We start from the raw sequence: 24,556 nt of genomic DNA on the forward strand, positions 1-24,556 counted from the left end.
TATCTCTTGCGCCATAGGATATCCCTAGAATGACCCTGTGAACCGGGGAATGGCAAGGGATCAGCCGGGATTTCCGTGCATTTCACAGAAGTGACCGGAACGTGACTTGGCAATCACGACCGGAATGCGCATGTTCTGCATATGAAAGCGCTTTGCAAATCTGCTGCAGCCGTGTTGGCCGTTAGCCTTTGTTTTGGTGCCCCCGCCATTGCGCAGGGGGTTGATAATCTGGTTCAGCTTGAGGTGTTGGACGGCGGCAAAACCGCCGAAGGTACCTATCAGGGGGCCTTGCGTCTAAAGCTCAAGGACGGGTGGAAGACCTATTGGCGCGCACCCGGCGATGCGGGCATTCCGCCACAGTTTGATTGGAAAGGCTCTCGCAATATTGCAGACATAGCCTTCACATGGCCCGCGCCGCATGTGTTTGATCAGAACGGGCTGCGCTCGGTCGGGTATGAGGATCAACTTGTACTGCCCGTTGAAATTACGCCTAAGAACCCTGCCAAACCCGTGCGTTTGCGCGGCGAGATGGACTTGGGCGTGTGTAAGGATGTCTGCGTGCCGGGTCGGTTGGAATTCGATCACACAATGGATGCCGACGCTGCACGCAATCCGGCCATCGCCGCAGCCCTCGCCCAGCGCCCGTTTTCCGAACGCGAAGCAGGCGTGGCGGATGCGACGTGCCAATTGACTCCCACTGCAGACGGAATGCGGATCGAGGCGCGTATCACCATGCCTTCAGCGGGCGGGTCCGAATTCGCCGTCATTGAACCAGGAAACCCGGCACTCTGGGCATCGCAGCCCGATACACGCCGTCAGGGCAACACCCTGATCGCAAGCTCGGAGATTATCGGTGCCTCCGGCGGGCCATTTGCGCTGGATCGGTCCGAAGTGCGCATCACGGTTCTGGGGGCAAACCACGCTGTCGATATCCAAGGATGCAGCGCAGGCTGACCGGATGAGCCAGACCCCAAAGATCGGTGCCTTGGCTGTCGTGCTGCACGATGGCCAGGTACTTTTGGTGCAACGCAGCAAGCAACCCGATCAGGGGTTGTGGGGCTTTCCAGGCGGCCATGTGGAATGGGGTGAAACGGTTCTGGACGCCGCGACCCGCGAGCTGCGGGAAGAGACCGGTGTGATTGCTGAGCCTTTGGTCTATCTCGACAATCTCGACCTTTTGCTGCGCGATGATAGCGGGCAGACCCGGGCGCACTACCTGCTGGTCGGAGTTGCGTGTCGCTATGTAACCGGCACGCCTGTCGCTGCAGACGACGCGCAGGACGCTCAGTGGTTTCCGGTGGACCAGATCACCAGCGGCGACCTGCCAATGAGCGACCGCGTTCCCGATCTTTTGCGGCGTGCTTTAGAGATGGACTAAGCCTCGACCCGATCCGACAAGCGTGCATAAAGCGCGCTGGACAGCACGACACCTACCAGCAGGATCACGGTCGCACCCGCCAGGAATACACCAAAGCCCATTTGCAGCACACTTGGACCTTCGGCGGCTGGGTAGAGACCCGAGAGCAGCGCCAACGGCGCACCTGTCACTACGGGCCAGATCATCGAGGCCCCCAGCCAGATCGCCAACGCTGCGCCCGTTGCGCGCACGGCATTGCGCACCACCCTGTCCGGCGCTCGCAAGGCCCGTCTCATCGATGTCATCGGGCGTGAGATGTCGTTCAGGATGGCCAGCAACGCAGGCACTAGCAGCAGGATCAGGGCCATGCCAAAGCCCAGCCCATAGACCAGTGTGATCACGGTCGGTTTCAAAAACTGCGCCTGCTGCGAACTTTCGTACATCAAGGGCGTCAGCCCCAGTACCGTGGTCAGCGTGGTCAGCATCACAGGCCGCAAACGATCTGCCGTACCTTCTACGATTGACGGCACCAACCCGCGCTCTTTCCGGTATCCGTCGATTGTGGTCACCAGAACAATCGAGTCGTTGATGATGATCCCGGTCATGCCCAACAGGCCGACGACGGTGAACATGCTTAACGGCACGCCCCACAGGTAATGCCCCCAGATCGCGCCCACGAGGCCAAAGGGAATGATCGCCATGACCACCAAGGGCCTTGTCCAACTGGCAAAGACCCAAGCCAATACCAGATAAATTCCGGTCAGACACAGGATCAGGCCTGTGCGGGCCTCGGACAGGAATTCATCCTCCTGCTCACTCAGGCCAGCCATGCGCCATTCGACCTGCCGTTCGGCGGCGATGTTTGGCAATATCTCTTCGCGCATGGCGCGGGCGATTTCGGCAGCCTGCGCCGGGTCGTCCTCGGAAATATCACCATTCACCGAGATGACCCGCAGACCATTTTCGCGCCGGACGGTCGAGAAACCCGATTTACGCTCGACCGAGACGATATCGGCGAGCGGGACATAAACGCCATCCGGAGTCCGCATCAATGTGCGTTCGAGGAAATCAGCAGTCAGTTCGCCCTCGGGCAGTTCGATCCGAATCTCGGTGCTACGCGGACCATCCGGGAAGGTCGCGGCCTCAATCCCGTTCAGCCGGTTTCGCAACACGCGGCCCAGTGTTTCGATGCGGAAACCCAGCGCCTGACCCTGCGCGGTGAGGTCCAGAATGAACTCTTCCTTGTCATAGGCGAGGTTATCCTCGAGCGCTGAAACTTCAGGGTATTTCGCGAGTTCCGCCTGGAGGTCCTCGGATGCAGATTTCAACGTGTTCACATCCGCACCGTAGAACTGCACGTCAATCGCATCGCCACCGGGCCCTGAACGCCAACCACGGAAGCTAAGCAGCTCAACCTTCGGGTGGCGCGGCACGAAATCCTGCAGCTCGCCCACAAATTCAAAGCTGGAATAGGGGCGCAAGTCGGCATCAATCAGCTCGATCGAGATGCCGCCCAGCAAATCGTCATCCTTGCCATCCGCCGCGCGCAGCCCCCATCCGGCCGAACCGCCAACCTCGGCTAGAACGTATTCGATTGGATTGCGGCCATGGCGTTCTTCGTAAACCTGACCCAGTTCTTCCGTGGCTTTCTGGACCATGCGCATCATTTCCAGCGTCTCAGCGCGCGTCGCCCCTTCGACCATGATGAAATTGCCCGTGACCGAGCCGCGTTCCGGTGCGTTGAAGAACCGCCAATTCACGTCGCCCCGAATGAACAGAGCAATCTGGCTGGCCAGAATCACTACCATCAGTGCAACAACCACATACCGTGCCCAGACCACCCACGCGACCAACGGGCGGAACAGGTGGTCGCGCACCCAGCGGAAGCCCTTGTTCACAACCCGGTTGGGCCAGTCATACCAATGCTCCTTAGCCGAATGCGCGATGGCATGGGCCATATGGTTCGGCAGGATCAGGAAGCATTCGATCAGTGAGGCAATCAGGACAGCGATAACGGTGAACGGGATGTCTCGGATCAGCTCTCCGAAGCGGCCACCGATGGCGGTGAGACCAAAGAAGGCGATGACCGTGGTCACTGTTGCAGCAAACACCGGCATCGCCATTCGGCGGGCAGCGCGTTCTGCGGCGACGATTGGCGCTTCGCCCAAACGGCGGGCACGGAAATCGGCGTGCTCTCCCACGACGATGGCGTCATCAACCACGATGCCCAAGGTAATAATCAAACCGAACAGAGACACCATGTTCAGCGACAACCCGCCCAGATACATCAGCGCAATCGCCGCAGACATTGCCACCGGAATACCGGCAGCCACCCAGAAAGCGATGCGGGCGTTCAGAAACAAGAAGAGTAGACAAACCACCAGCCCAAGCCCGACCAGCCCATTGTCGACCAGAATATCCAGTCGGTCGGCGATCGCTTGTGCGCGGGTGCGGATCAGCTCAACCGTGATACCTTCGGGCAGGCTGGCCTGCATCTTGGCCACGACATCCTCGACATCGCGCTGGATACCTATGGCATCGCCAAGATTGGACCGGTCGACGCGGATCGACATCGCCGGATTGTCGCCGACGAAATAGCTGCGGTTGCGCGTGACCCCCTCGACCCGAATTTCAGCCACATCGCCCACAACCAGCTTTGAGCCATCGGCAAAGTTGCGCAGTGCGATGCCTTCGATCTCTTCCGGGGTGCGTTTCTCAACACCTGTCCGAATACGCGCATTGGCACCTGTGACATCGCCCGCGGGGTTCGCGGTGACTTCTGCCGCAATGGCCTCGGCAATATCCGAAAGCGAGATATCATTGGCGATCAACTGTGCGGTGGGCACTTCGACCACCACACGCGGCGCGGCCAGTCCCCGGATCGTTGTCCGCGTGACACCAACCGCAAACAGGCGGCTTATCAATTCATCGGTGAATTTGGCCAGTTGTTCAGCTTCGATGGGCCCCGTGATGACCACATCCGTGACACGATCCCGCCAAGCGCCGCGCCTGATGGTTGGTTCCTCGGCGTCTTCGGGCAGGTTGGTGACGCTATCGACGGCGGTCCGGACCTCCTCAACCGCGCGAGACATGTCCCAGTTCGGCTCAAACTCCAGCCTGACCTGCGCCGTTCCCTCCCGAGAAGTTGATTCCGTGCTGGCAACGCCCTCAACCGCCAAAAGCGCAGGTTCCAGCAATTGGATGATGCCATTGTCGACATCCTCGGGGCCTGCGCCGTCCCATTGAACGTTCACATCGACGCGTTCGAGAATCACATCAGGAAAGAACTGCGCCCGCATGTTGGGGATCGCGGCGGCCCCCAGCACCAGCATGATCAGCAGCAACAGATTGGCCGCAGTCCGGTGCCGGGTGAAATAGCTGAGGATACCGCCCGCCGCGTTGGGAATGTCGCGGATCATGGCGCTTAGCCCCCAGCCCGGTTGTCATCAAGACGGCGTATTAGGGTGGCGGGCACTTTGGCCTCGCTCAACTGGCCCAATACTTGGGCTTTGTCTTCCTGAGACATGGCATCACTGGCCTCGACCTGAGCCACAAGCTGAGCGCGCTTTTCGTCCGAAAGCTCGACCATGCCCGGATCAGCTTCGGCATTCGCCTCAATCCGTAGGGGCCGCACACGTACACCCGAACCCAGCAGAGGCGTCCGGCCAATCACAACCTCGCGGCCTTCCAGGCCTTCACCACGCAAAAGCACCTCATCGCCCTGACGACGGATCAATTGCACAGCCAACGGTTCCAGCCGGTCATCGGGGCCGAGAACAAGCACATTGCCCGTGGCGTCCAGAACCGAGGATGGCAGACGGACCACATTATCGAGCGGCTGTTCTTCAATCGAAACGGTGACAAAATCCCCCGGCTTGAATCCCGGCGCGTCGTCGAGACGCGCATAGATCAGACGCCCGGTTTGCCCTTCACCCGCCGCGCCACTATCGCGACTGATCCGGCCGGTGGCAGTGAGATCGGTCCCCGTGACCTCAAGCGATACAGTCACCGGGGCTGAGATCAGATCACCTTGCGCGTCCAGCAACCGCACGAATTGCGCGGTGGAAACCCGAAACGCGACCTCAAGCGCATTGGGGTCGACGAGTTCGGCCAGCTTTTCGTTGGCCGCGACCAAGCGGCCTTCAACCAAAGTGACCTCGGTCAGCGTCCCATCAAACCCGGCATGGATCGTCATATCCTCCAGGTCACGCTCGGCCCCTTCCAACGCGATACGAGCCCGCGCAAACAAGGTTGTTGCCTGATCCACACGAGATTCGGCCTGCGCCAAAGCGATCCTGCGCGCGAGAACTGCCTGATGAGCCGATGTTGCGGCCAGTTCCGCTTCTTCGACGCTTGCAGCAGCCCCGACACCTCGCGTCTGCAGGTCCTGCTGGCGCTGCAGCGCCCGGTCGCGAAGTTCGGCCTGTGCCTCGGCTGATTTCAACTCATCCTGCGCCAACAGCAGCGAGCGTTCGGCGTCGCGCTCTTCAAACTGGGCATCCAGAAGATCGGATTTGGCACGGTCCAGAGCCGATTGCATATCGGCTGGGTCCAGTTCGACCAGCAATTCTCCCGCCGTTACGGTACCGCCATCTTCAAAATCTTCGGCCAGTGATACAACGCGCCCACCCAAGGCCGCGCGCAGCTCTAACCGGCGGCGGCTTTGAATCTGGCCAAACGCTTCCAGATAAGGAGTGACAGTTTCCGGCTCGGCGGTTCGTACGGTAACGGCGAATATGCGTTCCCGCGCCTCAGGTGCCTGATTGTCCCGCGTCAGCACATCCTGAACCGCGCCCGAGATCATCTGTGCGGCAACGATCAACAGGCCCAGCGTCAGAAACGCCAGGAAGACCCCAACAAGGCTTTGCCGCAGAAATCGCATCGGTCACTCACCTTTGGTCGCACATGCTGCCTTCCGCAAAGGTAGCCGGGTCGCAAAAAATGCCAAGCCACAAAGCGGTTATGATCCGTTAAACGCAGAACCAGTCTACTTCCGTCGCAGGTGTTCGTCCAATCTGGGCATTATTTCAACGAAATTACAGGGCCGGTGACGATAATCGAACTGCTTCTCCAGAATCGCATCCCAAGCGTCTTTGCAGGCACCCGGGCTGCCCGGCAACGCAAACAGATAGGTTCCGCCTGCAACTCCGCCTGTGGCGCGTGACTGCACGGCAGAAGTACCTATCTTTTCCATGGACACGATGGTGAAAACGGTGCCAAACGCCTCGATCTCTTTTTCATAAACGTCCCGGTGCGCCTCGACTGTAATATCGCGACCCGTCAGACCTGTGCCGCCGGTCGAGATCACGACGTCGATTTCAGGATCCGCGATCCAACTGCGCAATTGCTCGGCAATCTGGGTGCGTTCGTCCTGAATGATCTTGCGGTCCGCCACTGAATGTCCAGCCGTTTCGATCCGGTCGACAAGCGTCTGGCCCGAGCGGTCGTCGTCCAGTGAGCGTGTATCCGACACGGTCAGAACCGCAATACGGACGGGGATGAACTCAATGCTTTCGTCAATGCGCGACATATGTCGTCAAGCCCTTTCCATAATGGCAAGCCGGATGGCAAGAGCCGCGAATATCCCGCCCGTGACCAATCCAATGATACGTGAAGCGCGTGGGTTTGAGATCAAAATGCGTCCTGCTCCGCCCGCAAAGATACCGACCATCCCATTCACTAGAATGCTGCCCAAAGTAATGATTGCACCAAAGGTTAGGAATTGCAGCAGAACCGGGCCGTTTGCTGGGTCCACGAACTGAGGGATAAAGGCCAAAACAAACAGAATGACCTTGGGATTGGTCAGGTTCACCAGCAACCCCTCGCGAAACGCGAAATGAGCAGGCTTGACTGCTGCATCGTCCGACACTGCCCCTTTCCGGATTGCGCCCCATGCAAGAACCAACAGATAAGCAACGCCCATCCACCGGATAACGTCAAACAGCCAAGGCACGGCTGAAACCAACGCCCCAAGTCCAAGCCCCGCCAGCAAAACTTGCACCATCAGACCCGTCGAAACACCGAGGCTGGCCATCATCGCTGGGCGTGACCCAGACCGTAACCCTTGCCCGAAACAGAACATCATGTCAGCGCCGGGTGTAAAATTCAGCACCAGTGCGGCTGGGATGAAGGCCATCAATGTCACTGTCTCGATCACGTTGTTACCTCGAACCAATGTGGTTTTGGGCCCAGATTGGCGATCTGAGACCGCCCGAGAATGCCGCGGTATCCCCAACTGTCGTGGATATGACCGCAAAAGACAAAATCGGGCTGGATGCGTTCAACCGCGTCCCGAACTGCGGTCGAGCCGACCGACACATCTTGCGATGTCACATCCCCATATCCTTTTGGCGGAGAGTGCGCGATCAGAACATCCGCAGCCTCGCACCGGTCCAGCAGTTCCGATGCTTCAGCTTCAGTAAGATCGCAGGACCAGTCTCCGAAAGGCGTCACCGGCACGCCGTAGCCCAGCCCGAACAGGCGCAGACCATCCAATGTCATGCCCGTCCCGTGCAGAACATGCGCGCCTTCGGGCGCAGCGGCTGTCAGTTCCTCGGCGCTCTCAGCGTTGCCCGGCACAAGGATCAGCGGCGCTGCAATGCCCGACAGCATCTGCATCGCTTCATTCAGGCCCCGCCGCGCATTGCAAAAATCCCCCGCTCCGATGACAAGATCAGCCTCGGCGCTGGCGACCACCAGATCAGCGGCCCGGTTGCGCGCCATATGAAGATCGGAAAACGCCAGAACTCTCATCCCGCGCCTCTCAGCCGTGCTTGCAGGTCCAGCAGATCGGCCCAGGCCTGTCGCTTCATCTGCGGTTGACGCAGCAGGTAGGCCGGGTGGAACATCGGGATGACCGGCAGGTTCAGCGCCTGATCCCATTTCCCGCGCAGCCGCGTGATACCGCGTTTGCCCAGCAAGGCCTGACAGCTGATATTGCCCATCACCACCAGCACCTCGGGCTTGGCCAACGTCACATGCCGCTCCAGAAACGGCTTCATCATGCCAATCTCTTCCGGCTTGGGATCGCGATTCTGCGGGGGCCGCCACGGCAACACGTTGGTAATGTAGACATTCTCGCGCCGATCCAGATCAATCGCGGCCAGCATCCGGTCCAGCAATTGCCCAGCGCGCCCGACAAAGGGCTTACCTTCGCGATCCTCATCACGGCCGGGCGCTTCGCCGATGATCATTACCCGTGCGCCGGGGGTGCCATCGGAAAACACCAACTGCCGCGCGCCGCGTTTGAGGTCGCAAAGATCAAACGCCTCCATCGCCGAACGCAAATCGACGAGCGATGCAGCGGTTTTCGCCGCCTGTTTTGCAACAGCTGCGGCATCGACCGGTTCTGGTTTTTTCGCAGGTTCAACCGCAGCTGGTTTCTTAGCCTTGGCCGCTTTGTCCGGCAACGCATAGCGATCTACCGGCGCGTCGCCGATCGCCTCGGTTGCGCCCAGCTCGATCTGCCATTCCAGCAGCGCCCGCGCGGTATGATGGTCCAAGCCCGATTCCATAACCCTCAATCTAACCAGCTTTTGACCGAGGGAAAGCGAATAGACCTTGCCATGGCACAGGGTCGCACCGACCATGGCAGGGTCATGCTGTCATTTCTGCGATTCCTTCTGATTGCTCTATTGCTGGCAACCTCTGGCGGTTCGGCGAGTGCGCAGCTGTTTGATCGGAATACACAATGCCGCGCCGGACAGTTGCAATGCGGGCGCGGTTGTTGCCCCGCAGGCCAGCGCTGCAGCTTTGATGGCCGCTGTATCCCGCCGGGACACACCTATTGTGGAGGTGGGCGCACCTGCGGCCCGTTCGAGCGCTGCGTGGCAGGAGGAACCCGTTGCGCCCCGGCGGGGGCGAACAAGTGCACCTCGCGTCTGGATTGCCCAGGTGGCAGCTTCTGCAACGGGCGCGGGGAATGCGAGCGCAGCCGACCGGATTTGGTCCCAGCTCCACCCACAACCTGCGCAGATGGTAGGAGTTGCAGAGCCGGTTCATCCTGCTTGCCGGGCGGCGGATGTTCGCGCCCCGGCTGGTTTCTGTGTGAAGAAACCGGTTCGCAATGCCGACCCGGATTTAAATGCTCGGCTTATCAGGGCTGTGTTCCGATCAAGGCCATTGATTGTGGCTATGGCAAGTGGTGCAAACCAGGGGAACAATGCCTGCCCGAAGGTGGATGCGAGAAACTGCCCGAAGGGTCGGAACCTTAGGTTGCCTTGGCCTGCATGGCTTCCTATAAGCGGTCCGATTGTCAGACAGGAGCCCGCCCATGCGTTTCGCCCATCGTCACCTTCTTGGCATCGAGCATCTGTCGCAATCCGATATCACCGCTATCCTTGATCTGGCCGAAACCTATGTCGATCTGAACCGACAATCGACTAAGCATTCGGACGTGCTGTCGGGCCTGACTCAAATCAACATGTTCTTTGAAAACTCGACCCGCACGCAGGCCAGTTTTGAACTGGCGGGCAAGCGGTTGGGGGCTGATGTGATGAACATGGCGATGCAGGCCAGTTCGATCAAAAAAGGCGAGACGCTGATTGATACAGCAATGACGCTGAACGCGATGCATCCCGATCTGCTGGTGGTACGGCATCCTCATTCTGGCGCGGTCGACCTGCTGGCGCAGAAAGTGAACTGCGCCGTTCTGAACGCGGGAGACGGGCGGCACGAACACCCGACGCAAGCCCTGCTGGACGCGCTGACCATCCGCCGGGCCAAAAGTCGTCTGCACCGGCTGAACATCGCGATTTGCGGAGACGTGGCGCATTCGCGCGTGGCGCGTTCGAACCTGATCCTGCTGGGCAAGATGGAAAACCGCATCCGTCTGATCGGCCCGCCGACGCTGGTGCCGTCGCAATTCGCGGAATTCGGGGCCGAGATCTATGATGATATAAATGAGGGTCTGAAAGACGTCGACGTTGTGATGATGCTGCGTCTTCAGAAGGAACGGATGGACGGCGGCTTTATCCCCTCGGAACGCGAATATTATCACCGCTACGGTTTGAATGCTGAAAAGCTGGCGCTGGCCAAGCCAGACGCCATCGTGATGCACCCCGGTCCAATGAACCGCGGGGTCGAGATCGACGGCACTCTGGCCGATGACATCAACCGATCCGTCATTCAGGAACAGGTCGAGATGGGCGTTGCCGTCCGCATGGCCGCCATGGACCTGCTGGCGCGCAACGTGCGAGAAGCCGCATGAACGATCTGATCATCGCCCCCCATGAGCGCGGTGTGATCCGCCTGTTCTCGCTGGACATGCGCCCGGAAGAAGCGAAATTCCTGCGCGAACCGGGGGCTGTTGATCAGGTGTTGGGTGTCGAGGGGCTGGATCCAGAACAGATCGACATTTTTCCGGTATCCGACCTCGAAGATCTCGGGCTTTATGGCTATCTCAGCGAAGGCTGTGGTGTCTCGGAAGACCAGTTGGATCGCGCGAAGTTGGACGCCATTGAAGGCTGGGTGATGGTCCTGCGCAGTGCGGCGCTGGGTGGTCGATCTGCAACCCTTTCCCTCGATCCCCGCCTGCATCTGATTGGCCTGTTCACCGAAGAGGCTACCAACTGGTCCGGCGGCACGATTGAGACCGAAAGCGCAAAACCGTTCTCGGCCGCGCAAAGCCCGCCAGTGGATAATAAACCAAGCCGCATCGGTTCAGCCGTCATTGCCTTGCTGATTCTGATCGCCGTCGGAGGTGCCTTGTGGCTGATCCTGTAACATTCACGCCAGACAAGGGCGCTTATATCCGCACCAACGCATGGCTCGCCGCGTTTGCAATGGCGGCTGCGATGGTCTTGCTTTGGTTAATAGGCAACCCTTACGTCTGGACCGGCGCGCCCGCAGGGTTGGCCGCCATCACCATCCGCGCTTGGTATTTGGCTTCGGAAGAACTGGTCGCCAAGTGGGAAATGACGGGCACCACTCTCACCGGTCCTGGTCCGCGTAAGGTGGCGCTGAACCAAATTCAGGCGGTCAATACCATTGGCAGTTTTGTCCAGATCGTCACCAAAGGCGGCGACAAACACCTTATCAAATACCAGGCGGACCCCGCCGCCACCAAAGCTGCAATCGAAAGGGCTATGGCATGAGCAATCTGATTTTCACTAACGCTCGCCTGATCGACCCCGAAGCTGGCACAGATAGCATCGGCTGGCTGCAGATTGCCGATGGTCGGATCGCAGCGCTTGGTGAAGGCACGGCCCCAGACGCTGACACGCAGGTGGTCGATTGCGGTGGGCAATGCCTTGCGCCCGGTATCGTCGACATTGGCGTTAAGGTTTGCGAGCCCGGTGAGCGACACAAGGAGAGTTATAAATCTGCGGGTTTGGCCGCTGCCGCCGGGGGAGTGACGACCATCGTCACCCGTCCAGACACGCTGCCTGCCGTCGATACACCCGAAACGCTGGAGTTTGCCACCCGCCGCGCGCAAGCGGACGCGCCGGTAAACGTCTTGCCGATGGCCGCCCTTACCAAAGGGCGCGAAGGGCGTGAGATGACCGAGATCGGGTTCCTGCAAGATGCGGGAGCTGTGGCCTTCACCGATTGCGATCATGTCATCACCAATACCAAGGTCTTCTCACGCGCGCTGACCTACGCCAAATCCTGTGGCGCGCTTGTGATTGCCCATCCGCAGGAGCCGGGCCTGAGCAGCGGTGCCGCGGCCACCAGCGGTAAATTCGCCGCACTGCGAGGTTTGCCTGCCGTATCGCCTATGGCCGAGCGTATGGGGTTGGACCGCGACATCGCCCTGCTTGAAATGACCGGGGCCGCCTATCACGCCGATCAGATCACCACGGCCCGCGCCCTACCCGCACTGGAGCGCGCCAAGCGCAACGGGCTGGACATCACAGCAGGCACCTCGATCCACCATCTGACGTTGAACGAATTGGACGTGTCCGATTATCGCACCTTCTTCAAGATCAAGCCCCCGCTGCGATCCGAAGATGACCGGCAAGCCGTGATCGAAGCGGTGCGAACCGGTCTGATCGATACGATCAGCTCCATGCACACGCCACAGGATGAGGAAAGCAAGCGTCTGCCGTTTGAAGAGGCGGCCTCGGGCGCGGTGGCGCTGGAAACGCTGCTGGCTGCGGCGCTGCGCCTATACCATTCTGAACAGCTGGACTTGCCGACCCTGTTCCGCGCCATGGCCCTGAACCCGGCCAAACGGCTGAGCTTGGAGAGTGGTCGCCTGTCCCAAGGCGCGCCCGCTGATCTGGTACTGTTCGACCCGGATGTTCCCTTTGTTCTGGACCGCTTTACGCTGAAATCGAAATCGCAGAACACACCGTTTGACGGCCAGCGGATGCAGGCTAAGGTCACCGCAACCTATGTCGCTGGACAAGAAGTGTACCGGAGAGCCTGATGCCCCTGATCGACAGCACAATAACTCAGCTCATCCTGTGGGCCGCGTTGGGATACCTGCTAGGCTCCATACCCTTTGGCATGATCGTCGCGCGCGTGATGGGTCTGGGAAATCTGCGGCAAATCGGGTCGGGCAATATCGGCGCAACCAACGTCCTGCGAACCGGCAATAAGGCAGCGGCAGCGCTGACATTGCTGTTTGATGCAGCCAAGGGTGCCGTTGCTGTTCTGCTGGCACGCGCTTTGGCTGGTGAAGATGCCGCGCAGATCGCCGCATTGGCCGCGTTTCTCGGGCATTGCTTTCCGGTCTGGCTGGGCTTCAAAGGCGGCAAAGGCGTTGCGACCTTTCTGGGCCTTTGGCTGGCACTTGACTGGCGCGTGGGCGTCGCCTGCTGTTTGACATGGCTGGTCGCGGCGCTGATCTGGCGTATTTCGTCCGTTGGTGCGCTGGCCGCCGCCGCCCTATCCACCACCTGGATCATGGTGCTGACAGATGGCAGTACCTTCGTCCTCGGGATCGCTCTGACCTTGCTGCTCTACTGGCGGCACAGCGCCAACCTTGCGCGGATCAAGGCAGGGACAGAACCGAAAATCGGGAAATCGTGACAGCGCCCAGCGCGTTGCTGAAAGCGTTCCATGATCTGCCTGTCGGCACGTTCACCGGCACGGCTGGCCCACAGAGATATGTGGTTTCACATCAAATCATGGCCCGCGGGAAATCTCACAAACTGGTGGCTCACCAGTTGGGCGGGCCGGATTACATCAGCCTGAACCTTTATCTAACACAGAAAAGCGGCGCATTGCTTCGCCCCTGCGAAGTGCCTGCGGAAAAGGTGGTGGATTTTGTCCTGGCGCTGGTGCCTGACGTGCAGGAATGAACAACCGGTCTTTGTGATTGCACAATCACAATTGATTGCTTTGAACGTGATCGGGCCATTCCCCAACTGGGATTTTGTGACGGCCAATTACAGGCGTCGCGACAATCAAATCCGGTTCGCCCGGGCAAAATTACAGTGCTCTTCAGCGAGCCTATTCACGAAAGGTGAAGTCATGAACACGTTCAAATCCATCATCAGCGGAGTCGCGCTGTCTGTTGCGATCGCAAGCTCAGCAATGGCGGCTGGCGTCGAAATCAACGCAAGCTCGACCGGATTGGCAATGCAGGGCTATGACCCGGTTGCCTATTTCACCGTTGGCGAAGCAACCAAGGGTGATTACAAAATCACCACGCTGCACAACGACGCCCTGTACCGTTTTGCATCGGAAGAGAACAAAGCCGCTTTTGAGGCGAACCCAGAGGCCTATCTGCCTGCTTACGGCGGCTATTGCGCATTTGGCACCGCAATGGGCTTCAAGTTCGATGGTGACCCGAACTACTGGAAAATCGTCGACAACAAGCTGTATCTGAACCTGTCACAAGACATTCAGGAGCGTTGGGAAGGCGACATTCCGGGCTTTGTTGAGAAAGCCAGCGCGAACTGGGAAGACATCGCCGACAAAGACCCGGCTGAACTACAGCAATAATTCGCTGACAAGACCTTTGTGCATCGGCGGCAGATCGTATCTGCCGCCGATCTTCGTTTGAAGGCATCATGTTTCACCCTATCTAGCATGTGAGAAAAGAGCCCAACCTGAGTGGGCCCACGCCGGGGCACCGGCCAGAATAAAGTTGTTCGGGACAGTCAAAACATCACTGATCCGGCCTAAGGGCCGGAACGTAGATTCAATCATAACGCTGCCATTAGATTTGATTGGCAGCAGGTTTCGAGCGAAAGGAATGAGACGATGACAGGAAGATTGGCACTGATCACCTCGGTCGCCGTATTGGCTGCGGGATCCGCCATGGCGCAATCCTCAGGCAACTGGACTGGATTCTACGGCGGTGCACAGTTTGGTTATGCGGACATCGACACAAACGTATCAGGCGTCGACGGCGATGGTGCGATCGGCGGTATCATCCTTGGATATGATTACGATCTGGGCGATTGGGTCGTCGGAGGTGGCTTCGACTATGACTGGAGCGACGTAGACCTTTCCGGCGCCGCCACGGTCGAGAATGTCTGGCGGCTCAAAGCGCGCGCGGGCTACAAGTTGAACCCGCAGGGCCTGCTTTATGGCACCGCCGGTTATGCCGATGCGGATACCGATAATCTGGGCAGTGACGATGGCTGGTTCATCGGCGCAGGCTATGAGCAGATCGTAGCCCCCAATATCAGCGTTGGAGGCGAGATTCTGTATCATGAGTTCGACGACTTCAACTCATCGGGCGTCGATGTTGACGCAACTACAGTTCAACTGCGTGTAGCATATCGGTTTTGATGAGAAAGTTGGGCCCGGCTATTTGCGCCGGGCCCGTGCCACTAGGGCACCAAGACTGTGCTGCCGGTGGTTTGTCGTGCTTCCAAAGCACGATGCGCATCAGCAATTTGATCCAACGGAAACTCCTGATCGACATGGATCTTGACCTCGCGCCCGTCCACTTTGCCAAACAAGCGTCGCGCCATCGCCTGACAGGTGGCGTGATCCGAGATATGCGTGAACAAGGTTGGCCGCGTCACCTTCAGAGATCCCCGCTGCGCAAGCATTCCCAGATCGACAGGCGGCACTGGCCCCGAAGCGTTTCCGAATGAAATCATCATGCCCAAGGGTTTCAGGCAATCCAGCGATCCCTCAAACGTGTCCGCACCGATGGAGTCCATCACCACATCAACCCCTTTGCCTCCGGTGATCTCGGCCACACGCTCGACAAAATTCTCGGTCCGGTAGTTGATGCAATGTGACGCGCCATTGAATTGCGCCAGGCTGCATTTCTCATCCGTTCCCGCTGTCCCGATCAGTTTGATGCCTTCGGATTTCGCCCATTGGCAGGCGATCAGTCCCACACCTCCGGCAGCCGCGTGGAACAACACGGTATCTCCGCGCCGCAGCGGCGTTGTGCGGTGAAACAGGTATTCAACCGTCATGCCCTTTAGCATCATGGCCGCTGCGGTGCGGAACGAGATACTCTCGGGCAGCGGACAAACCTGTGCTGCAGGCATCACGCGCGCTTCGGAATATGCTCCCGATGGGCCTGCGGCATAGGCCGCGCGTTGGCCGGGGGCAAGATGCGTAACGCCTTCGCCTACCGCCTCAACGACTCCGGCCGCTTCCATTCCCAACGCATGAGGCAATTCCAGCGGATAAAGGCCGGTACGCTGGTACACATCGATGAAATTCAATCCGCAGGCATGATGGCGAATGCGCACCTCACCCGGGCCGGGATCGCCAAGCGGGCGATCCTCAATCCGAAGAACCTCGGGGCCGCCGGATTCGTGTATGACGACTGTGCGTGCTGTCTGCTGCATGAATGCCTCCCTTGCCTGTGGAAACAAAGCTAACACGCCTGTGCGGCAGAGCAATCCTTCCGGCTCTGCAAGGGTGATCGGGCAAAATTTCGCAATATGTGCTATAATGCAACGAGACGTTGTAATTGGGCAGACGTTGCCGGCTGATCCGGTCACGCGAATTGCCACGCCGGATGCATCCCGCGGCGCACCCACGCCAGAAAAGGGGATGAACATGGACAAGACAATCGGTAACCCAATCACCTGGGTCGCCCGAAATCTGCGGGCAACCAGCGATCATGTCACTGAATCCGTGACCGAGATCGGCAGCGCGGATGTTCAGGCTCTGCCGACGGTGCATACGCTGACCCTGCAGGATCTGCGCGAATGCCTGAAAGCTGGATATAACGATTTTCTCGAAACCCGGGCCGATGCGATCTTTGTCGTTCTGATCTATCCAATCGCAGGTCTGCTGATGTTCGGTATTGGGCTCAACAAAGACATGGTGCCCCTGCTGGCCCCGCTTGTCATGGGCTTTGCCCTGATCGGGCCGGTCGCCGCCGTCGGGCTTTATGAGATCAGTCGCAAGAGGGAACAGGGCGGAGACGTTCATTGGCTGGACGCGTTCGGCGTATTCCGTTCGCCTTCCTTCGGAGCCATACTGGCATTGGGCTTCTATCTGGTCATGCTATTGATGATCTGGCTGATGGTCGCGCAAGGCATCTACGCGCAAACCCTAGGGCCAGAACCTCCGGCTTCGGCCATGGCATTCGTGACAGAAGTGTTCACCACCGGAGCAGGCTGGAGCATGATCATCATCGGCACCGTCACCGGTTTCCTGTTTGCACTGGTCGCATTGGCGCTAAGCGTGGTCAGCTTTCCGCTGTTGCTGGATCGCAAAGTGGGCGTTCCCGTGGCCGTCGTAACCTCGGTACGGGTCTTGCGTCAGAACCCGGGTGTGATCTTGACCTGGGGGGCCATTGTGGCCGCGATGTTGGTACTGGGCGCGATCCCGATGTTGCTGGGGCTGATCGTCGTCATGCCCGTTCTAGGCCACGCCACATGGCACCTGTATCGCCGGGCGGTCGCCTGACTACATGGCAGCAGCTTAACCAGAGACCTTCAGAACGATCTTGCCAATGTGGCCCGATGCTTCCATCCGCGCATGTGCAGCGGCGGCATCAGAAAGATCGAATTCTGAATCCATCACCGGTGCGACCTTCCCGGCCTCAAGCAATGGCCACACGGCTTCACGCAAGTCTTGCGCGATGCGCGCCTTGGCCAAATCGCTTTGTGGGCGCAAGGTGCTGCCAGTCAGGGTGAGGCGTTTCACCATCATCAGCGCAAAGTTCAGTTCGACCACCGGACCTTGCAGGAAAGCGATCTGAACCAGCCGCCCGTCTTCCGCCAAAGCCTTGATGTTGCGCGGGATATAATCACCACCGACCATGTCCAGAATCAGGTTCGCCCCGCCCTCGGCGCGCATCGCAGCCACGAAATCTTCGTCGCGATAGTTGATCGCCTTTTCGGCACCTAGCTTGATACAAGCCTCACATTTCTCAGCCGACCCGGCGGTTGCAAAGACGCGGGCGCCAAACGCATTGGCCAGCTGAATAGCCGTCGTGCCGATCCCGCTGGAACCGCCATGGACCAGAAACCGCTCCCCCGGCTTCAAGCCGCCACGGGTGAAGACATTGGACCAAACAGTAAAGAAGGTTTCGGGCAGGCAGGCAGCTTCTTTCAAACCCATACCCGCAGGCACAGGCAGGCAATGAGCGGCGGGCGTTGCGACATATTCAGCATAACCGCCGCCGGGCAACAGGGCGCAAACCCGATCGCCAACGACCAGACCTTCGACACCCGAGCCGATGGCGACGACCTCTCCTGACGCTTCCAGCCCCGGCAAATCGCTTGCACCGGGAGGTGGATCATACGCCCCTGCCCGCTGCAGCGCATCAGGGCGGTTCACCCCGGCGTACGCGACTTTCAGAACCACTTGACCCTCTGCCGGTTCCGGCATCGGGCGTTCCGTCAGTTGCAGAACGTCCGGGCCACCAGCTTCAGTGATCTCGACAGCGCGCATTGTCTGGGTCATGGGCATATCTCCTTTGCCCAATGCCTAGCAGGCGAAAACGCAGAGGCCCAGCGGCAAGTGGAAACGCTGCGACTATTTTCCCGATGACAGCGAACCGGGCAGGTTGTCGGGCAACTTCGTCGGAGCCTTCACCTGACCCGCAAGCCAGTTGGGGACGGCCAGAAACGGTTTCAGCAGCGGGTTGCCATTCACCTGCGACTTGAACTTTTCAAACTGCATTACGCCCTCGATCCGCCGATCCAGGAATTCCCATGTCGCCTGATAATCCGGGCTGTCATCACCCAGCCAATACAACAGTGTCGACGAATAGACGCCCGACAGAGTGGCACGTTTGGTGTACCAGTTCACGTCGTCCGAAGTATCGCCAAGCGCTGTCCAGATCTGGTCACAGGTACCCCAGACCGCCTTGGCCCCATCTGCGGCATAGATCGGCAGCGCGAACAGAGTCACACCCCGGCGCACGGCCTCTTTGTCTTCGACTGCCTGTAAACGAAAGCGGACAGCGGCGGCGATCTTGTCACGAAACTTCAGCCCGCTTAGATCCTCAGTATTGATACGATCCAGCATTGCCGCATCACCGCGCGCATGGAAGGCCAGTGCCAGATCGACAGCGCCGCGCGGGCAGATGGCGCGGGCCAGTCCGGCATCCAGACCGCAATCGGAAATCGCTGCGCGAATGCTTGTTTCCGACCAACCGTCAAAAGGCACATGGTCGAGAATCGCGTTCAGAAGTCGTTCTTTGGTATCTTCATAGGTAGCGGTCATTTCGGCTCTCCGAGGCTGCGGGTCCAGTACTAGACAAGTTAGGCGCGCTTTGCTATACGGCCACCTCCTGCAATTTCCTTGCAACTCTATCTAGAAAGGTGGTGACAACCACATGCAGGTTAGTGTTCGCGACAATAACGTCGATCAGGCGCTTCGTGCCCTGAAGAAAAAGCTGCAGCGCGAAGGCGTGTTCCGTGAAATGAAGCTGAAGCAACATTTCGAGAAACCGTCCGAGAAAAAAGCGCGCGAGAAAGCTGAAGCGATCCGCCGTGCCCGTAAACTGGCACGTAAGAAAGCACAGCGCGAAGGTTTGCTCTAAGAGCCTACCGCGACTCGTCCAGCTTTGGATGACACTATTTGACGACCCCCGAGGCCCTGCCCGGGGGTTTGTCGTTTTTAGGGCGGATGATCCCGCCAATTCCCGGCTTTACCCTCGCGGCAACCTGCCGATTTTAATGCAATCGCCGCAGTCGGCATTTTACAGCGCAGCGAATCGCCGTTCGGTTGCATTCTGCCGCCGAAAAACGCCCATCGCCGTACCCGCACTATTCAGCGTTCTTTGATCGTCTGTAAGTGAGGCCGTCCACTCAGACATAACCAAAAACGGAGGCACTGATGTCGACAGCAAGTACGGTCGAGCGCGAAATGCTCGCGCTGATCAACCAAGAGCGCACATCCCGCGGTCTTGATCCCCTGGAACTTGAACGCAACCTGAACGAATCTTCCGAGGACCACAGCAGCTGGATGCTGGACACCGACCGGTTCAGCCACACCGGTCAGGGTGGTTCATCCGCGACCCAACGGATGCAAGCCGCAGGATTCGACCTGTCCGGGAGCTGGCGCACCGGAGAAAACATCGCTTGGCAATCCGAGCGTGGCGCACCCGGTATCAGCGATGATGTCGCCCAGTTGCACCAGAACCTGATGAATAGCCCCGGTCACCGCGCCAACATTCTGAACCCCGATTTCAAATATATCGGCATCGGGATCGAAGAAGGCGACATGCAGGGGTACGACGCTGTCATGGTGACGCAGAACTTTGCGGCGACTCAGGGCGATGTCGATCTTGATAACGGCGGCACCACCCCGCCGGTGACGCCTCCAGTTGAAGAAGTTGTTGAGCCAGAAGAGGAAGAGGTTACCACCCCGACCGAACCAGAAGTGCCGGAAACCGATGTGACCGAGACTGAGGAACCAGTTGACGAAACACCGGTAGCGGAAGTTCCCGATACCGAAGAACCGGCAGAGGAGACCCCGGAGGAAGACGTCACCGAAACCGAAGAACCATCGGACGAAACACCCGACACCGATGTGACGGAAACCGAGCAACCGGCAGACGAAACGCCAGAAACTGAGGTTACCGAGACCGAGGACCCGGTTGAGGAGACTCCAGAAACAGACGTGACCGAAACTGAAGAGCCGGAAACGCCTGATACCGATGTGACTGAAGTTGAAGACCCGGGACCCGATGTGCCGGATACTGACGTCGTCGAGGTCGAGGAACCCGAAACTCCGGAGACCGACGTCACCGAGGTCGAAGAACCCGAGCCAGAAACACCTGAAGTTGTCGTTGACAATGCTGCACCGGGCGCGGACTGCTTTGACGTTCAGGCCTTCCTTGCCGGGATCGAAGCGTTTGTTAATGCGCTGCAAGCCCAATTTGACCAGTTCGAATGGTCTCCGTTGCAGCAGGCTGACACGACCCCAGAGATGGATGATTTCGATCCGGTGTTCGACACCGACTTCGCTGACGACATGATCGAAACCGTTGAAGCCACAGTCGAAGACATGAATGACGACATGTGCGGCGTGTTTGTTTTCGAAACGAACTGCGGATTTGATTGGGGTTAATCAAACCGTTCAGGTGCGGGGATCCTTTTCCCGCACCACTTTCCTGCCAAATCAATATATCTTAGGCACGTGTAACTCATCCGGCAAAATGCGCCGTTCGTATTCGGGGTTATAGCGCCGATCCGGCAGATTGACCTTTTCCTGCGGCACATCCTCATAGGGGATCTTAGTCAGCAGGTGCTCGATACAATTGAGCCGTTCGCGTTTCTTGTCGTTGCCTTCAACGATATACCAAGGCGCCTCGGATATGTTGGTGCGAAAGAACATATCCTCTTTGGCCTTGGTGTATGCCTCCCACCGGATGCGGGATTCCAGATCCATCGGTGACAGTTTCCACTGCTTCATCGGATCGTGAATACGCATCAGGAATCGCAATTGCTGTTCTTCGTCTGTAATCGAGAACCAGTATTTCAGCAGGATAATCCCCGACCGCACCAGCATCCGTTCGAATTCGGGAACGTCCTGAAAGAACTGTTCGACCTGATCCTCGTTGGCAAATCCCATCACGCGTTCAACACCAGCGCGGTTGTACCAGGACCGATCGAAGAACACGATCTCACCGGCCGCAGGCAAATGGGGCACGTAGCGCTGAAAATACCACTGGCTTTGTTCGCGTCGGCTGGGTGCAGGCAAGGCGACCACACGCGCTACACGAGGGTTCAAGCGCTGCGTGATCCGCTTGATCACGCCCCCTTTCCCGGCACTGTCGCGCCCTTCAAATAGAATACAGACCTTGGCCCCTGTATGGACCACCCAATCCTGAACTTTGATAAGTTCAGCCTGCAGCCGCAAAAGGTTACGAAAATAGACCTTGCGATCCAGCATGTCAGGATGCTGGTCCTTGTAAATCTTGCGCACTTCCATCGAAAGCATGGGTTCGCTGAATTCGATCTCGAAATCTTCGTCCAGCGTGTCTTCCAGTTCAGCTTCCAGCCAATCTTTCGGCGTGCTGTTGTTTTCGTAAGCCAAGGTCTGCTCCTTATCGTTCATCGGGTTCGGACCGTACACGGCCAGTGTAACCACGGAGTGTCAGCGCAAAGTGCCGAGGTCGTACATAAGGTCGGAAACATGGATTTTGGCCCGACCGCACGACAGATACAAGCGGCAGAATTGACGCAAGGCTAACCCCCAATAGTTGGTTTCAGACAGGCAAGGCCGTGGTTTTGAACACCGTGCGCAAAGCAAATGAGCTTTGCATCTGCGCCACCCCAGGCAAGCGCGACAGGTATTGCCGATGAATGCGAGCAAAATCCTCGGTATTTTCTGCGACGACCTTTAGAATGTAGTCCGCCGTGCCCGCCATCAAATGGCATTCCAGCACATCCGGAATCCGTGCTACGGCTTTTTCAAACGCCTCCAGCACTTCTTCCGCCTGACCCTGCAACGTGATCTCGACAAACACAGTGGTTGGAACGTTCAACTTCCGTGCATCCAACAGGGCGACGTAGTCCTTGATATAACCCTCAGCCTCAAGTCGCTGCACGCGCCGGTGGCAGGCCGAAGGGGATAGATTCGCCTGTTCGGACAATTCCGAATTTGACATCCGCCCTTTACGCTGTAGGGCAGCCAGAATCTTCCTATCTGTTGCGTCAATCGTCATTTGCGCACATCCATTGCGTCAAGTTGTCTATATGCTGAATATTTTCCCGCATATTGTGTGTTTAGCAAGTGGGGTTTCACAAAAATTGCGCCAATTTATGCCCATAATTTAGGCAGTTTATGAATGGAGTCTCACATGAAAATCGGCTGCCCCAAGGAAATCAAACCTCAGGAATTCCGCGTCGGGATGACCCCGAACGCTGCTGGCGAAGCTGTGGCCCGCGGTCACGAAGTCATTATCGAAACCGGTGCCGGGATGGGCTCGGGCTTTGATAACGACGCTTATGTAGCGGCAGGTGCCCGCATCGTCGACACTGCAGAAGAAGTGTTCGCCACGGCTGATATGATCGTCAAGGTCAAGGAACCTCAGGCGGTCGAGCGTAAAATGCTGCGCGAAGGTCAGTTGCTGTTCACCTATCTGCACCTGGCACCCGATCCAGACCAGACCCACGATCTGCTGGAATCCGGCTGCACCGCGATTGCCTATGAGACCGTGACTGACTCCAATGGCGGCCTGCCGCTGCTGGCGCCGATGTCCGAGGTTGCCGGTCGCTTGGCTCCGCAAGTTGGATCCTGGACTCTGCAGAAGGCCAACGGTGGCCGCGGCGTTCTGATGGGTGGTGTTCCGGGTGTAGGCCCTGCCAAAGTGATCGTCATCGGCGGAGGCGTCGTAGGCACCCACGCAGCGAAGATTGCCGCAGGCATGGGTGCGGATGTGACCGTACTGGACCGTTCGCTGCCGCGTCTCCGCTATCTGGACGATGTGTTCGGCGGAACCTTCAAGAACCAGTATTCAACCGCTGGTGCGACAGCCGAGCTGATCCAGGATGCCGACCTGGTCATCGGTGCGGTCCTGATCCCGGGCGCAGCTGCTCCCAAACTGATCTCGCGCGAACAGCTGTCGACCATGAAGCCCGGCGCGGCTCTGGTAGACGTTGCGATCGATCAGGGCGGCTGTTTTGAAACCTCGAAAGCCACCACCCACGCCGATCCGGTTTACGAAGTTGACGGCATCATGCACTACTGCGTCGCCAACATGCCCGGTGCGGTTGCCCGGACTTCGACCATCGCACTGGGCAACGCAACCATGCCGTTTATGTTGTCGCTGGCAAGCAAGGGCTGGAAGCAGGCCTGTAAGGACGACGCACACTTGCTGGCAGGTTTGAACGTCCACGCCGGCAAGCTGACTTACGAAGCGGTGGGCACCGCCCTCAACATCGACTCTGTCGATCCAACAACTCTGTTGAACTAAGAGCGCTCCCGCCTCTGAAAGCGTCCTTTTCCAAAGGACGCTTTACAGACTTGGGCCCAGCGCCGCGCCTTAGCGCGGTGCCCGGCCCACCCGGAAGTGGGCATTTCAATGCCCGATCGCCGGGCGGGAGGCTTACGCTTCTTTGTGAATCTCCACAGAATGCGGATACGGGATGGATACGCCTTTGGCGTCAAACGCTTCTTTGATCGCTTTGGTAAGTTCGAACTTCACATCCCAATAGTCAGCCGCTGCGCACCACAGGCGCGCGGTCAGATCAACCGAACTATCCCCAAGGTTTGTCACGCGCACCCAGGGCTCAGGATCAGCCATGATACGATCGTCAGCTTTGGCCACATCCAGGATGATGTTCATAGCCTCATCCGCGCTATCGCCGTAGTCGATGCCAAACACCAGATCGACCCGGCGGGTGTCATGGGCGGAATAGTTGGTGATCACCGAACCCCAAGCCTGACCGTTTGGCACGATGATCTGCACGTTGTCCGGCGTCACCAGCTCGGTCGTGAACAGGTTCAGGTCTTTCACAGTACCCGCTGTGCCACCAATATCGACATATTGGCCCAGCTTATAGGGCCGGAACACCACCAGCATCACGCCCGCGGCCAGATCGCTGAGTGTTCCCTGCAGCGCCAAACCGATGGCCAGGGATGCGGCACCCAGAATGGCCACGATGCTGGTCGCCTCGATTCCGAAAATGCCCAGAACGGCGACAAAGACAATCGCCAGCAGCACCCATTTCACGAGGCTCGCAACGAAATTCCCCAAAGTCGGGTCGATATGTGGCGTGGCGTTGATCCGCCGCCGCACCAGACCGCTAATGGCTCCGGCAACGATCCAACCCAATACCAGAACGATCAACGCTTTGATCGCGCTCATGATCAGCGGACCAAATGCGCCCACCTGTGTTACGACATCTTCCACACGCT

The 24,556-nt window shown here is 58.6% G+C and carries 26 protein-coding genes; 14 read left to right on the forward strand and 12 right to left on the reverse strand.

Features of this window, described 5'->3' with window-relative positions:
- Positions 1 to 141: 141 nt before the first annotated feature.
- On the forward strand, positions 142 to 954 hold the full coding sequence (locus ACR0NE_RS14500; protein WP_170513825.1) for a protein-disulfide reductase DsbD domain-containing protein: 813 nt from the start codon (positions 142 to 144) through the stop codon (positions 952 to 954).
- Between the two features lie 4 nt (positions 955 to 958).
- Positions 959 to 1,378, forward strand: a complete 420-nt coding sequence (locus tag ACR0NE_RS14505; protein ID WP_170423657.1) for an NUDIX hydrolase — start codon at positions 959 to 961, stop codon at positions 1,376 to 1,378.
- Here the strand turns inward: ACR0NE_RS14505 and ACR0NE_RS14510 are convergent.
- The 6 genes from ACR0NE_RS14510 to ACR0NE_RS14535 form a co-directional block, all read right to left on the reverse strand.
- Positions 1,375 to 4,776 (reverse strand): efflux RND transporter permease subunit, encoded by a 3,402-nt coding sequence (locus ACR0NE_RS14510; RefSeq protein WP_170597250.1) that lies wholly within the window; start codon positions 4,774 to 4,776, stop codon positions 1,375 to 1,377. The two genes, ACR0NE_RS14505 and ACR0NE_RS14510, sit on opposite strands and share 4 nt — an antisense overlap.
- A gap of 5 nt (positions 4,777 to 4,781) precedes the next feature.
- A complete protein-coding gene (locus tag ACR0NE_RS14515) occupies positions 4,782 to 6,239 on the reverse strand; it encodes an RND family efflux transporter (protein ID WP_170597249.1) in 1,458 nt (485 codons plus the stop codon).
- A 105-nt stretch (positions 6,240 to 6,344) separates the two neighbouring features.
- Positions 6,345 to 6,887 (reverse strand): molybdenum cofactor biosynthesis protein B, encoded by a 543-nt coding sequence (gene moaB / locus ACR0NE_RS14520; RefSeq protein ID WP_170597248.1) that lies wholly within the window; start codon positions 6,885 to 6,887, stop codon positions 6,345 to 6,347.
- Between the two features lie 6 nt (positions 6,888 to 6,893).
- Entirely contained in the window at positions 6,894 to 7,514 is a 621-nt protein-coding gene (locus ACR0NE_RS14525; protein WP_170597247.1) for a LysE family translocator, read from the reverse strand.
- The gene (locus ACR0NE_RS14530; RefSeq protein WP_170597246.1) at positions 7,511 to 8,110 is read right to left on the reverse strand and encodes a metallophosphoesterase; all 600 of its coding nucleotides are present in this window, start codon (positions 8,108 to 8,110) and stop codon (positions 7,511 to 7,513) included. Before ACR0NE_RS14530 ends, ACR0NE_RS14525 begins: the two co-directional genes overlap by 4 nt.
- Positions 8,107 to 8,871, reverse strand: coding sequence for a uracil-DNA glycosylase (locus ACR0NE_RS14535; RefSeq protein WP_170597245.1), 765 nt, complete (start codon positions 8,869 to 8,871; stop codon positions 8,107 to 8,109). The genes ACR0NE_RS14530 and ACR0NE_RS14535 overlap by 4 nt, the downstream gene beginning before the upstream one ends.
- Before the next feature lie 758 nt (positions 8,872 to 9,629).
- On the opposite strand from ACR0NE_RS14535, the gene ACR0NE_RS14540 reads away from it, so the two are divergent.
- The 8 genes from ACR0NE_RS14540 to ACR0NE_RS14575 all read left to right on the forward strand — a co-directional run bounded on the left by ACR0NE_RS14540 (position 9,630) and on the right by ACR0NE_RS14575 (position 15,046).
- Positions 9,630 to 10,565, forward strand: a complete 936-nt coding sequence (locus ACR0NE_RS14540; RefSeq protein WP_170597244.1) for an aspartate carbamoyltransferase catalytic subunit — start codon at positions 9,630 to 9,632, stop codon at positions 10,563 to 10,565.
- Positions 10,562 to 11,080, forward strand: coding sequence for a hypothetical protein (locus tag ACR0NE_RS14545; protein ID WP_170597243.1), 519 nt, complete (start codon positions 10,562 to 10,564; stop codon positions 11,078 to 11,080). The genes ACR0NE_RS14540 and ACR0NE_RS14545 overlap by 4 nt, the downstream gene beginning before the upstream one ends.
- Complete coding sequence (locus ACR0NE_RS14550) at positions 11,065 to 11,451, forward strand: hypothetical protein (protein ID WP_170597242.1); 387 nt, start codon at positions 11,065 to 11,067, stop codon at positions 11,449 to 11,451. Before ACR0NE_RS14545 ends, ACR0NE_RS14550 begins: the two co-directional genes overlap by 16 nt.
- The gene (gene pyrC / locus ACR0NE_RS14555) at positions 11,448 to 12,728 is read left to right on the forward strand and encodes a dihydroorotase (protein WP_170597241.1); all 1,281 of its coding nucleotides are present in this window, start codon (positions 11,448 to 11,450) and stop codon (positions 12,726 to 12,728) included. The genes ACR0NE_RS14550 and pyrC overlap by 4 nt, the downstream gene beginning before the upstream one ends.
- Positions 12,728 to 13,333, forward strand: a complete 606-nt coding sequence (gene plsY, locus ACR0NE_RS14560) for a glycerol-3-phosphate 1-O-acyltransferase PlsY (RefSeq protein WP_170597240.1) — start codon at positions 12,728 to 12,730, stop codon at positions 13,331 to 13,333. Before pyrC ends, plsY begins: the two co-directional genes overlap by 1 nt.
- Positions 13,330 to 13,605, forward strand: a complete 276-nt coding sequence (locus ACR0NE_RS14565; protein WP_170597239.1) for a hypothetical protein — start codon at positions 13,330 to 13,332, stop codon at positions 13,603 to 13,605. The genes plsY and ACR0NE_RS14565 overlap by 4 nt, the downstream gene beginning before the upstream one ends.
- A 172-nt stretch (positions 13,606 to 13,777) precedes the next feature.
- Positions 13,778 to 14,251: a YHS domain-containing (seleno)protein gene (locus ACR0NE_RS14570; RefSeq protein ID WP_170395661.1), complete on the forward strand. Its 474-nt coding sequence runs from the start codon at positions 13,778 to 13,780 to the stop codon at positions 14,249 to 14,251.
- Between the two features lie 261 nt (positions 14,252 to 14,512).
- On the forward strand, positions 14,513 to 15,046 hold the full coding sequence (locus ACR0NE_RS14575; protein WP_170465891.1) for an outer membrane protein: 534 nt from the start codon (positions 14,513 to 14,515) through the stop codon (positions 15,044 to 15,046).
- Between the two features lie 41 nt (positions 15,047 to 15,087).
- Here ACR0NE_RS14575 and ACR0NE_RS14580 read toward each other — a convergent pair whose 3' ends face one another.
- Entirely contained in the window at positions 15,088 to 16,071 is a 984-nt protein-coding gene (locus ACR0NE_RS14580; RefSeq protein WP_170597238.1) for a quinone oxidoreductase family protein, read from the reverse strand.
- Positions 16,072 to 16,285: 214 nt separating this feature from the next.
- On the opposite strand from ACR0NE_RS14580, the gene ACR0NE_RS14585 reads away from it, so the two are divergent.
- On the forward strand, positions 16,286 to 17,143 hold the full coding sequence (locus ACR0NE_RS14585) for a DUF2189 domain-containing protein (RefSeq protein ID WP_170395655.1): 858 nt from the start codon (positions 16,286 to 16,288) through the stop codon (positions 17,141 to 17,143).
- Positions 17,144 to 17,158: 15 nt separating this feature from the next.
- Here the strand turns inward: ACR0NE_RS14585 and ACR0NE_RS14590 are convergent, their stop codons facing one another.
- Together ACR0NE_RS14590 and ACR0NE_RS14595 are read right to left on the reverse strand one after the other, a co-directional pair.
- Positions 17,159 to 18,145: an NAD(P)H-quinone oxidoreductase gene (locus ACR0NE_RS14590; RefSeq protein ID WP_170513806.1), complete on the reverse strand. Its 987-nt coding sequence runs from the start codon at positions 18,143 to 18,145 to the stop codon at positions 17,159 to 17,161.
- 72 nt (positions 18,146 to 18,217) lie between these two features.
- Positions 18,218 to 18,910 carry a COQ9 family protein gene (locus tag ACR0NE_RS14595; RefSeq protein ID WP_170597237.1) on the reverse strand — a complete coding sequence of 231 codons (693 nt, stop codon included), beginning with the start codon at positions 18,908 to 18,910 and terminating at the stop codon, positions 18,218 to 18,220.
- Positions 18,911 to 19,022: 112 nt separating this feature from the next.
- Between ACR0NE_RS14595 and rpsU the strand changes: the two genes are divergently transcribed.
- Entirely contained in the window at positions 19,023 to 19,229 is a 207-nt protein-coding gene (gene rpsU / locus ACR0NE_RS14600; protein ID WP_005614280.1) for a 30S ribosomal protein S21, read from the forward strand.
- A 296-nt stretch (positions 19,230 to 19,525) separates the two neighbouring features.
- Complete coding sequence (locus tag ACR0NE_RS14605; protein WP_170597236.1) at positions 19,526 to 20,761, forward strand: CAP domain-containing protein; 1,236 nt, start codon at positions 19,526 to 19,528, stop codon at positions 20,759 to 20,761.
- A 51-nt stretch (positions 20,762 to 20,812) separates the two neighbouring features.
- Here the strand turns inward: ACR0NE_RS14605 and ppk2 are convergent, their stop codons facing one another.
- Both ppk2 and ACR0NE_RS14615 read right to left on the reverse strand, forming a co-directional pair.
- A complete protein-coding gene (ppk2, locus tag ACR0NE_RS14610) occupies positions 20,813 to 21,751 on the reverse strand; it encodes a polyphosphate kinase 2 (RefSeq protein ID WP_170395648.1) in 939 nt (312 codons plus the stop codon).
- 151 nt (positions 21,752 to 21,902) lie between these two features.
- The gene (locus ACR0NE_RS14615) at positions 21,903 to 22,361 is read right to left on the reverse strand and encodes an Lrp/AsnC family transcriptional regulator (RefSeq protein ID WP_170395646.1); all 459 of its coding nucleotides are present in this window, start codon (positions 22,359 to 22,361) and stop codon (positions 21,903 to 21,905) included.
- 135 nt (positions 22,362 to 22,496) lie between these two features.
- Here ACR0NE_RS14615 and ald point away from each other — a divergent pair, with 135 nt between their 5' ends.
- The gene (gene ald, locus ACR0NE_RS14620; RefSeq protein WP_170597235.1) at positions 22,497 to 23,612 is read left to right on the forward strand and encodes an alanine dehydrogenase; all 1,116 of its coding nucleotides are present in this window, start codon (positions 22,497 to 22,499) and stop codon (positions 23,610 to 23,612) included.
- 132 nt (positions 23,613 to 23,744) lie between these two features.
- On the opposite strand, the gene ACR0NE_RS14625 is transcribed toward ald, so the two are convergent.
- A complete protein-coding gene (locus tag ACR0NE_RS14625; protein ID WP_170423629.1) occupies positions 23,745 to 24,551 on the reverse strand; it encodes a mechanosensitive ion channel family protein in 807 nt (268 codons plus the stop codon).
- Positions 24,552 to 24,556: the final 5 nt, after the last annotated feature.

The sequence above is a fragment of the Ruegeria sp. C9 genome (assembly GCF_056537585.1).

Coding starts and splice junctions, on each gene's coding strand:
- ACR0NE_RS14500 (WP_170513825.1), top strand. CDS start 142: ATGAAAGCGCTTTGCAAATCTGCTGCAGCCGTGTTGGCCGTTAGCCTT.
- ACR0NE_RS14505 (WP_170423657.1), top strand. CDS start 959: ATGAGCCAGACCCCAAAGATCGGTGCCTTGGCTGTCGTGCTGCACGAT.
- ACR0NE_RS14510 (WP_170597250.1), bottom strand. CDS start 4,776: ATGATCCGCGACATTCCCAACGCGGCGGGCGGTATCCTCAGCTATTTC.
- ACR0NE_RS14515 (WP_170597249.1), bottom strand. CDS start 6,239: ATGCGATTTCTGCGGCAAAGCCTTGTTGGGGTCTTCCTGGCGTTTCTG.
- moaB (WP_170597248.1), bottom strand. CDS start 6,887: ATGTCGCGCATTGACGAAAGCATTGAGTTCATCCCCGTCCGTATTGCG.
- ACR0NE_RS14530 (WP_170597246.1), bottom strand. CDS start 8,110: ATGAGAGTTCTGGCGTTTTCCGATCTTCATATGGCGCGCAACCGGGCC.
- ACR0NE_RS14535 (WP_170597245.1), bottom strand. CDS start 8,871: ATGGAATCGGGCTTGGACCATCATACCGCGCGGGCGCTGCTGGAATGG.
- ACR0NE_RS14540 (WP_170597244.1), top strand. CDS start 9,630: ATGCGTTTCGCCCATCGTCACCTTCTTGGCATCGAGCATCTGTCGCAA.
- ACR0NE_RS14545 (WP_170597243.1), top strand. CDS start 10,562: ATGAACGATCTGATCATCGCCCCCCATGAGCGCGGTGTGATCCGCCTG.
- pyrC (WP_170597241.1), top strand. CDS start 11,448: ATGAGCAATCTGATTTTCACTAACGCTCGCCTGATCGACCCCGAAGCT.
- plsY (WP_170597240.1), top strand. CDS start 12,728: ATGCCCCTGATCGACAGCACAATAACTCAGCTCATCCTGTGGGCCGCG.
- ACR0NE_RS14570 (WP_170395661.1), top strand. CDS start 13,778: ATGAACACGTTCAAATCCATCATCAGCGGAGTCGCGCTGTCTGTTGCG.
- ACR0NE_RS14575 (WP_170465891.1), top strand. CDS start 14,513: ATGACAGGAAGATTGGCACTGATCACCTCGGTCGCCGTATTGGCTGCG.
- ACR0NE_RS14580 (WP_170597238.1), bottom strand. CDS start 16,071: ATGCAGCAGACAGCACGCACAGTCGTCATACACGAATCCGGCGGCCCC.
- ACR0NE_RS14585 (WP_170395655.1), top strand. CDS start 16,286: ATGGACAAGACAATCGGTAACCCAATCACCTGGGTCGCCCGAAATCTG.
- ACR0NE_RS14590 (WP_170513806.1), bottom strand. CDS start 18,145: ATGACCCAGACAATGCGCGCTGTCGAGATCACTGAAGCTGGTGGCCCG.
- ACR0NE_RS14595 (WP_170597237.1), bottom strand. CDS start 18,910: ATGACCGCTACCTATGAAGATACCAAAGAACGACTTCTGAACGCGATT.
- rpsU (WP_005614280.1), top strand. CDS start 19,023: ATGCAGGTTAGTGTTCGCGACAATAACGTCGATCAGGCGCTTCGTGCC.
- ACR0NE_RS14605 (WP_170597236.1), top strand. CDS start 19,526: ATGTCGACAGCAAGTACGGTCGAGCGCGAAATGCTCGCGCTGATCAAC.
- ppk2 (WP_170395648.1), bottom strand. CDS start 21,751: ATGAACGATAAGGAGCAGACCTTGGCTTACGAAAACAACAGCACGCCG.
- ACR0NE_RS14615 (WP_170395646.1), bottom strand. CDS start 22,361: ATGACGATTGACGCAACAGATAGGAAGATTCTGGCTGCCCTACAGCGT.
- ald (WP_170597235.1), top strand. CDS start 22,497: ATGAAAATCGGCTGCCCCAAGGAAATCAAACCTCAGGAATTCCGCGTC.